Origin of the sequence: Lysobacter yangpyeongensis, from assembly GCF_042655745.1 — a bacterium.
Lineage (GTDB): Bacteria > Pseudomonadota > Gammaproteobacteria > Xanthomonadales > Xanthomonadaceae > Agrilutibacter > Agrilutibacter yangpyeongensis.
In genome coordinates, this window is record NZ_JBHSNM010000011.1 from 1 (window position 1) to 7,003 (window position 7,003).

10 protein-coding genes are annotated in these 7,003 nt (G+C 57.9%); all 10 read left to right on the forward strand.

Annotated elements, in window-relative coordinates:
* The first annotated feature begins 529 nt into the window (after positions 1 to 529).
* Complete coding sequence (locus tag ACFPN1_RS15980; protein ID WP_386756214.1) at positions 530 to 952, forward strand: hypothetical protein; 423 nt, start codon at positions 530 to 532, stop codon at positions 950 to 952.
* A gap of 81 nt (positions 953 to 1,033) precedes the next feature.
* A complete protein-coding gene (locus ACFPN1_RS15985; RefSeq protein ID WP_386756215.1) occupies positions 1,034 to 1,348 on the forward strand; it encodes a hypothetical protein in 315 nt (104 codons plus the stop codon).
* Positions 1,349 to 1,421: 73 nt separating this feature from the next.
* Positions 1,422 to 1,799 (forward strand): hypothetical protein, encoded by a 378-nt coding sequence (locus ACFPN1_RS15990; RefSeq protein ID WP_386756217.1) that lies wholly within the window; start codon positions 1,422 to 1,424, stop codon positions 1,797 to 1,799.
* A gap of 60 nt (positions 1,800 to 1,859) precedes the next feature.
* Positions 1,860 to 2,294 carry a hypothetical protein gene (locus tag ACFPN1_RS15995; protein WP_386756218.1) on the forward strand — a complete coding sequence of 145 codons (435 nt, stop codon included), beginning with the start codon at positions 1,860 to 1,862 and terminating at the stop codon, positions 2,292 to 2,294.
* A gap of 57 nt (positions 2,295 to 2,351) precedes the next feature.
* Positions 2,352 to 2,624, forward strand: a complete 273-nt coding sequence (locus tag ACFPN1_RS16000) for a hypothetical protein (protein WP_386756219.1) — start codon at positions 2,352 to 2,354, stop codon at positions 2,622 to 2,624.
* Positions 2,625 to 3,202: 578 nt separating this feature from the next.
* Positions 3,203 to 3,571: an energy transducer TonB gene (locus ACFPN1_RS16005; RefSeq protein WP_386756220.1), complete on the forward strand. Its 369-nt coding sequence runs from the start codon at positions 3,203 to 3,205 to the stop codon at positions 3,569 to 3,571.
* Between the two features lie 429 nt (positions 3,572 to 4,000).
* On the forward strand, positions 4,001 to 4,237 hold the full coding sequence (locus ACFPN1_RS16010; RefSeq protein WP_386756221.1) for a hypothetical protein: 237 nt from the start codon (positions 4,001 to 4,003) through the stop codon (positions 4,235 to 4,237).
* A 162-nt stretch (positions 4,238 to 4,399) separates the two neighbouring features.
* Positions 4,400 to 4,657, forward strand: a complete 258-nt coding sequence (locus tag ACFPN1_RS16015; RefSeq protein WP_386756222.1) for a type II toxin-antitoxin system prevent-host-death family antitoxin — start codon at positions 4,400 to 4,402, stop codon at positions 4,655 to 4,657.
* Complete coding sequence (locus ACFPN1_RS16020; RefSeq protein WP_386756223.1) at positions 4,645 to 4,965, forward strand: type II toxin-antitoxin system RelE/ParE family toxin; 321 nt, start codon at positions 4,645 to 4,647, stop codon at positions 4,963 to 4,965. Before ACFPN1_RS16015 ends, ACFPN1_RS16020 begins: the two co-directional genes overlap by 13 nt.
* Before the next feature lie 1,518 nt (positions 4,966 to 6,483).
* Entirely contained in the window at positions 6,484 to 6,867 is a 384-nt protein-coding gene (locus tag ACFPN1_RS16025) for a hypothetical protein (protein ID WP_386756224.1), read from the forward strand.
* The last annotated feature ends 136 nt before the right edge of the window (positions 6,868 to 7,003 follow it).

A 7,003-nucleotide genomic window follows, 5' to 3' on the forward strand; every position in this document is an offset into this window, starting at 1 on the left:
CTATCCGGGCTTCGGGCCGGAGAGCGGTGAGTTGCCGGCGCCCCCACCTTCACGGCACCATCGGCGGCCTAACAATTCATTCAAGCCGAAGCCGCTTCGCGGCTCGGCTTAATTCAGGCGTTAGGCCCTGGTGCAGAAACAACGTCGTTGTTGTTCCTTCGGCTAGTCCATCGCAGCGTGCAGTGTCGGCTCCGGACAGCGGCACCGGCTTTTCCCGCACCGGCGGGCTCACCGCTTCGCCGTTCGAGCTGACCGTCCTCGTACTCCAACTTCCGGTCGCTTCGGCCGCTCCGCGCATCCAGCTTGGCCGCTAAAGCCCATCCGTCGCTTCTGGTACTGTTTTGGCTGGCGGCAGTGGTGTTCGTGGTCGGCTTTCCCAAGTCGTCCAGCATCTCAGGCACCATTGCCTAACAAGTCATTCAAGCCGAAGCCGCTTCGCGGCTCGGCTTAATTCAGGCGTTAGGCGCGGCCCCAGCATCACGGCGGCCGTGAGCGTAAGATCGCATTTCCAATCAATCCGGGGGGATTTATGAAGGTTTCCATTTTGGCTGGCCTTGCTGTTCTGGCATTCTCTGGCAGCGCAGCCGCTGGCTGCTACGGCACTGGCTCCTACCGCACTTGCACCGATGCCAACGGCAGCACGTACACAACCCAGAAAATTGGCAACTCCACGTACACCAGCGGATACAACACGCAAACCGGCTCATCTTGGAATCAGTCCACCCAGCGCATCGGCAATAACTCTTACACAACCGGCAACGATGCTCAGGGCAACTCTTGGAGTTCTAACAGCCAGCGCATTGGCAACACCACGTATCAGTCTGGCTATGATTCCAATGGCAACTCTTTCTCTGGCCAGACTCGCCAGAACGGTAGCACCACCACCTACTCAGGGTCCGACAGCAAAGGCAACACGTACAGCAAGACTTGTACGGCCTACGGCTGCTACTAGCACCGCGCCTAACAATTCATTCAAGCCGAAGCCGCTTCGCGGCTCGGCTTAATTCAGGCGTTAGGCCGCTAGGAGACCTTCATGCCGACGAGAGAAGAGCTGACCGAGCACCTGTGGCAGGAGATCATCAATCCGCTAGATGACCCATCTACGCTCGACAACATCATCGCCAACTGCAAGCGCCAGCCTGATGCCTCCTTTGCGGACGTCGGCCCTGCCATTGAACGTGCGTTGGCTGCCGGCGTGTCTGCCAAGGATCTTTGCTTGATCAACCGCTGCACCGCGTATGAGGCAGTTTTTGGCACCCTCTATGCCATCGGCGATCCCGGCGTTGATGGCAATGATGTTTTTGGGCTGTATGAGATCCTGGCCACGTCACCGAGTGCCAGATGGTAGCTCGGGCGCGGCCTAACAATTCATTCAAGCCGAAGCCGCTTCGCGGCTCGGCTTAATTCAGGCGTTAGGCCGCATGAAACTTAGCTCGTTAGCTAACCTGATTTCTGGTGCACTCTCTGCAGCTGACTATTCGGCCGAGATTGCCGCAGAGTTGGCTGAGCACACTCGCCACCTTGGCGGCGGAGGATCCGCACCGGTCGCTGTCTCGGAGGACGTCGATCTGGTTCTAGATAGGGCTGGGCTTGGAGTTCTTTGTCGCCTGTTTGCCTCAGGTCAACTCACTGCTGGTGAGCTCGCCTACACTGCTGATGCTTTGCAAATGGCCGAGCGGGTCGAGTTCTCTAGTCCAGAGGTTGCTGATGATCTTGATGCTTGCACAGACCCAGAGATCAACGGGCCGCTTTCGGCAGAAAAAGCGTTGGCAATTGCAGGTCGTGGCGCTGCGGCCTAACAATTCATTCAAGCCGAAGCCGCTTCGCGGCTCGGCTTAATTCAGACGTTAGGCGCACCTATGCAGAAAGGTATTTCCATTTCCAAAATCTGGTCAGATGACGATCTGGTAGAGCTGCGCATTGTCGTGACTGACAAAGCATCGTCCTTCTGCACCACCACCTATGTTGGTCATGGCCAGCTAGGGGATCTGACAAATCAGCTAAGAGTCTTTAGGGATCATATTCACGGCGGGATCAAAGACATTCGTTTTGGGGAGTTCGGGCCGGAGTACGCTAACGGGGCGTTCCATGCGAGGCTGCATTTCCGCTCCCCCGGTAAGCTCTACATCTCCACGCACCAACAGTCTGAGTTCAGTGGATTCTCTGTTGGAGAGGTTGCTAGTGAGGCAAAGATGTATCTGGTTAGTGAGCCGGTCTTGCTGGACAACTTCATTGCAGAGTTTGGGGCCCTCGCCAACGGCGCTCGCGAGGACGCATCCCTGGAGTGCGCCTAACAATTCATTCAAGCCGAAGCCGCTTCGCGGCTCGGCTTAATTCAGGCGTTAGGCCTCATGACAGACCACATCGATCTCGAGAAAAGGCTACTGGCTGCGGCAATATATGAGCTCCGCATTCTGCTCGCCGGTCACATCGATCCTGATGACGATAGCCCGGTGAGTGCCGCTGCGTGGCTCGCCTACCTACTTCACAATCAGGCGCTGGCCGCGCTTGAGGGCAAACCATTCGACGTTCGCGCTGCTTTGGATGGCCTCGGCATGGTAGAGCGAAGGACTGGCAGCAGGTGGTTACAGCACTTTCGGCAGGTCGTCCTCAGTGAGGCCTAACAATTCATTCAAGCCGAAGCCGCTTCGCGGCTCGGCTTAATTCAGGCGTTAGGCCGCTTGGAAACCAACCTAGGGAGGTGACAGTGAACACTCGGACCGCTCTTTGCATGTCTCTATCTGTTCTCGCTCTTGGCCAGGCGCATGCTGCCGGCCTGGCAATCGGTGCTGCTCCCAAGGGCGATGCCGTAAGCGTCGCATCCCGCGTCATTAAAGAGAACTTTCCGGAGTGCAAGCGTGTTACCAAAGCCGTTCGGGCAACGGACGGAGGCATTCATGCGCGCTGCGATGCCACGGACTACCTTGTGTTCACCATATTCAATGCCAAGGAGGGCAAAGCTCGCGAGGTCGCCATGAACTGCACAGCCGCAAAGCGGTTGCTCAACGTTTCGTGCTAGCGGCCTAACAATTCATTCAAGCCGAAGCCGCTTCGCGGCTCGGCTTAATTCAGGCGTTAGGCGCTCATGGAAGCATCTATGCGACTTCTTGTACTTGTCTCGCTGCTCCTCATTTCTCACGTTAGCTTGGCGTGTGATGACTCCAAGTCCGCGGGTGAGGCCGATGTAATGGCCCGATTGGTGATGAATCGACTTACGCCTGAATCATTCCAAAGAGATCAAGAGATCAAGCGCCAGTACGGCTGTAAGTACATCATTGCAGATGCCCCTGACTCCCCTGCACTGGAGCGGGCCCAGCCCATAGCCGGCGGCTTGCCGGATGCGCCTCTGGGGCCAGATGGAGAGCCCATCAATGGCAAGGTATTAATCGGCTATATCATTGGAGTAGACGGCCTGGCTCACGATCCGATTGTCCTGGAGAGCACCTCCCCTATTCTCACGGATACGGCCCTAGCTGCCATGAAAGAGTGGCGCTTTGTACCGGGCAAGTTTAATGGCCGTATCGTGGCCACCCTTGCCGCGCAGAATTTCTCGTTTGGGCCTCCTCGCTGAGCGCCTAACAATTCATTCAAGCCGAAGCCGCTTCGCGGCTCGGCTTAATTCAGGCGTTAGGCGGCGCCCGGCTTTTATCGGCAAAAGGCTCCCTGCATTTCCGCAACGGCGGGTTTGCGGCGCAAGCCAGTGTTCGGGCATCTTCGCTCCATCACGCCGTCCGCTATCGCGCACGGCTGCATCCGGTAGTGCCAGCTTTTCATTCCCGCACCCAACGCCGCCCGCTACGCGAGCGGCTTACCATCTGGCAAACTCGCCCTGCCCGGCTTCGGCCGGTAGATTTCAGGCAGGCGGTACATTTCAGAGAAACCGGATAGTTGGTGTTGTTTTCGGTGCTTTGGAGTCTGGCCGCCTAACAATTCGTTCAAGTGGAAGCCGCTTCGCGGCTCCACTTAACTCAGGCGTTAGGCGCCTTAGTGGAGGTCTCGGATGAAGGCCCTTTGGAGCAATCGGCTCTTCAAGATTGGCGCGATCATCGCAGTGCTCGGCTGGACACCCCTGCTTGCCATTATTCTGCTTGCCGCGATCGGGCTCTGGCCGGATCCAAACCCAAATCCAATTGGCCCCGGCCTGCTGTTCTTCTTTACGTTCTGGCCGGCCGTGATCTGCCTTGGCATTGGGGCGCTTCAGGTATGGCGTCGTCGCGGGCAGCGTGGCGGCGCCTAACAATTCGTTCAAGCCGAACCCGCTTCGCGGCTTCGTCTTGAACGACTCGCAAATTGGTCGCCCGCCGTTCTCCGACTGCTGTGGCAGCGGGTCGGCTTAACTCAGGCGTTAGCCCTTTCACCGACTATTGCGCGACTGAAAGTGATACTGTAGTGTCACTCCATGCGCACAGAACTCGTCACTACCCTTAAGCGTCAGGCGACTGAACTCCTCTCGGACATTGAGCGAGATAAGGAGCCTATTCTCATCACACAGCACGGCCTCCCGAGCGCATATCTCGTGGATGTTGAGACCTACCAGCTTATGCAGCAGCGCATGACCGTACTGGAGGGTATCGCTCGCGGCGAGCTTGCGATTGCTGAGGGCCGGGTTGCTACTCACGCCCAAGCCAAGACGCGCCTCGCGCGATGGCTGAAATAGTCTGGTCGGAGCCGGCGTTGAGCGACTTGGACGCTATCGCCGACTATATCGCCATCGAAAATCCAGTCGTGGCAGCGGAGTTGGTCAAGCGCATCATTGGCCACGTGGAGCAATTGGCAGATCACCCGGAAAGTGGCAGTCGGCCCCAGGAACTCAAGCGGTCCCGCTACCGCCAGATAGTTGAGCCGCCGTGCCGCGTCTTCTACCGCTATGACGGACAACGCGTCTTTATCTTGCATGTCATGCGCTCTGAGCGGCTGCTCCGTAAAGGAAAGCTCGTTGCTCGTGCCAAGCCGCCAAAGGGCTAACAATTCATTCAAGCCGAAGCCGCTTCGCGGCTCGGCTTAATTCAGGCGTTAGGCCGCAAGCAATTCAAAAGCAGAAGGAGTGGCTTCAGGCGAGTGTCAGCATTTTTGGCTGCGCCCATTGATTCCTTCGGCCAGGTCCTCGCGGCGCACCCAGACAATCGCGGTATGCGCCCGCAGATCCAACACACCAAATTCTCTCGGCTCCATCCTGTGATTCCCGGGATGCGCTCAGGGTCTTCAAAGCGCGCCCCGGCTGTCCTGGCTACGGACCGAAAAGCAGGTAGTTGCCATCGCCCCAATTCTCCCGGCAACATCGGCGGCCTAACAATTCATTCAAGCCGAAGCCGCTTCGCGGCTCGGCTTAATTCAGGCGTTAGGCAACATGGGCAAGTCCGTCCTCGCTGAAATTGAAGACCAAACCTTGGCTATGGCCGAGGATGAGTATGTGTCCTTCAAAACAGCGTCATTTGTGCTCAGCAGGTTCCACCCTCGAGGCGTGACTTATGGAGAGCTCCTGTGCATAACCGGCAGGCTTTCTTCACTTGGTCTAATACGCTGGCGTATCCGGCAACACGGCCGCTGGCACTTTCGCCGCCATGTATCGTGGCCGGCCCAAGGCCTGGGTGCTGCACAGTTCATTGCAACAGCTCAAGGGCTGGCGTACTTGCAGGCACCCCGGCATGTTGCCTAACAATTCATTCAAGCCGAAGCCGCTTCGCGGCTCGGCTTAATTCAGGCGTTAGGCCCCATGTCCGAAATCAGCTACGAAATCGCGAAAGAGCAAGCCGTCGCAAGAGCCGAAACCGTCGGTGTTGACTTCGCTCCCGCCGACTCAAGCCGGCCGTTCTGGGTCTGGTCGGGTGTCGGATACCACACGCATGCTGCGCGTGTTTCTGCCGCTGAGCTCTTACACTCATGGCCCGGGCACTTCGACTTGGTCCGAGCATGGCTGGAGCCACTTCTTGTGCAGTTGGCTGACGGCGCCGCGCTCAATCCTGATGATGTCCTTGCTGCATATTCTGCGTACCATGGCAAAGTGGCCCCTCGCTCCAACACAGCTGGGGCCTAACAATTCATTCAAGCCGAAACCGCTTCGCGGTTCGGCTTAATTCAGGCGTTAGGCCGCACAAATCAAAAGCGTCGGAGTGGGTTCTCGCGAGTGCCGGCGTACTGGCTACGCTCATTGATTCCTTCGTCCAGTTCCTCGCGGCGCGCCCAGGCAATCGCGGTATGCGCCCATGGCTCCAACACACCCAAGTCTCCCGGCCTCGTTAGTTTATTCTCGGGATGCGCCCGGAGTCCGCTAAGCGCGCCCCGACTGGACCGGCTTCGTCCCCAAAGCGGACAGTTGCTCGTCCCCCAACCGCTACGGCACCATCGGCGGCCTAACAATTCGTTCAAGCCGAACCCGCTTCGCGGCTTCGTCTTGAACGACTCGCAAACTGATCGTCCGCCGTTCTCCGGTTGCTGCGGCAGCGGGTCGGCTTAACTCAGGCGTTAGGCGGCATGGAAAGTTCAATGCGCTTTTTGATGACCACATTTCTAGCCCTCGCAGCTAGCACTTCCTGGGCCGCCGCACCCACTGAGGCAGAACGGCCACCCGACCTCAACTGCGACGTTGGCCCGCTGCACAAGACCTACGGGAAAACCGCATGGCTCGTGTATGCCTGCAATGACTCGCGCTCTGTCGTTATTGTCTCGGACAAGGGCAATCCTGCCCTGCCTTTCTACTTCATTCTGTACGTCAATCCCGATGGGGACATGCAATTACACGGTGAAGGCACTGGCAAGAAATCTGCCACTCAGGCTGCATTCGACGAGATTAAGACACTCACGCAAACTGACGTCGCTGGGCTGGTAGCGCAGGCTCAGGCCGTTCAAGCGGGTGGCACTGCCAAGTGATCGGCTTGCCGCCTAACAATTCATTCAAGCCGAAGCCGCTTCGCGGCTCGGCTTAATTCAGGCGTTATGCGCGGTGGGATAGAGGTTGTTCAAACCTATCGTGCACCCGGTCTTGTTCCGCGGCTTGAGTGGCTTG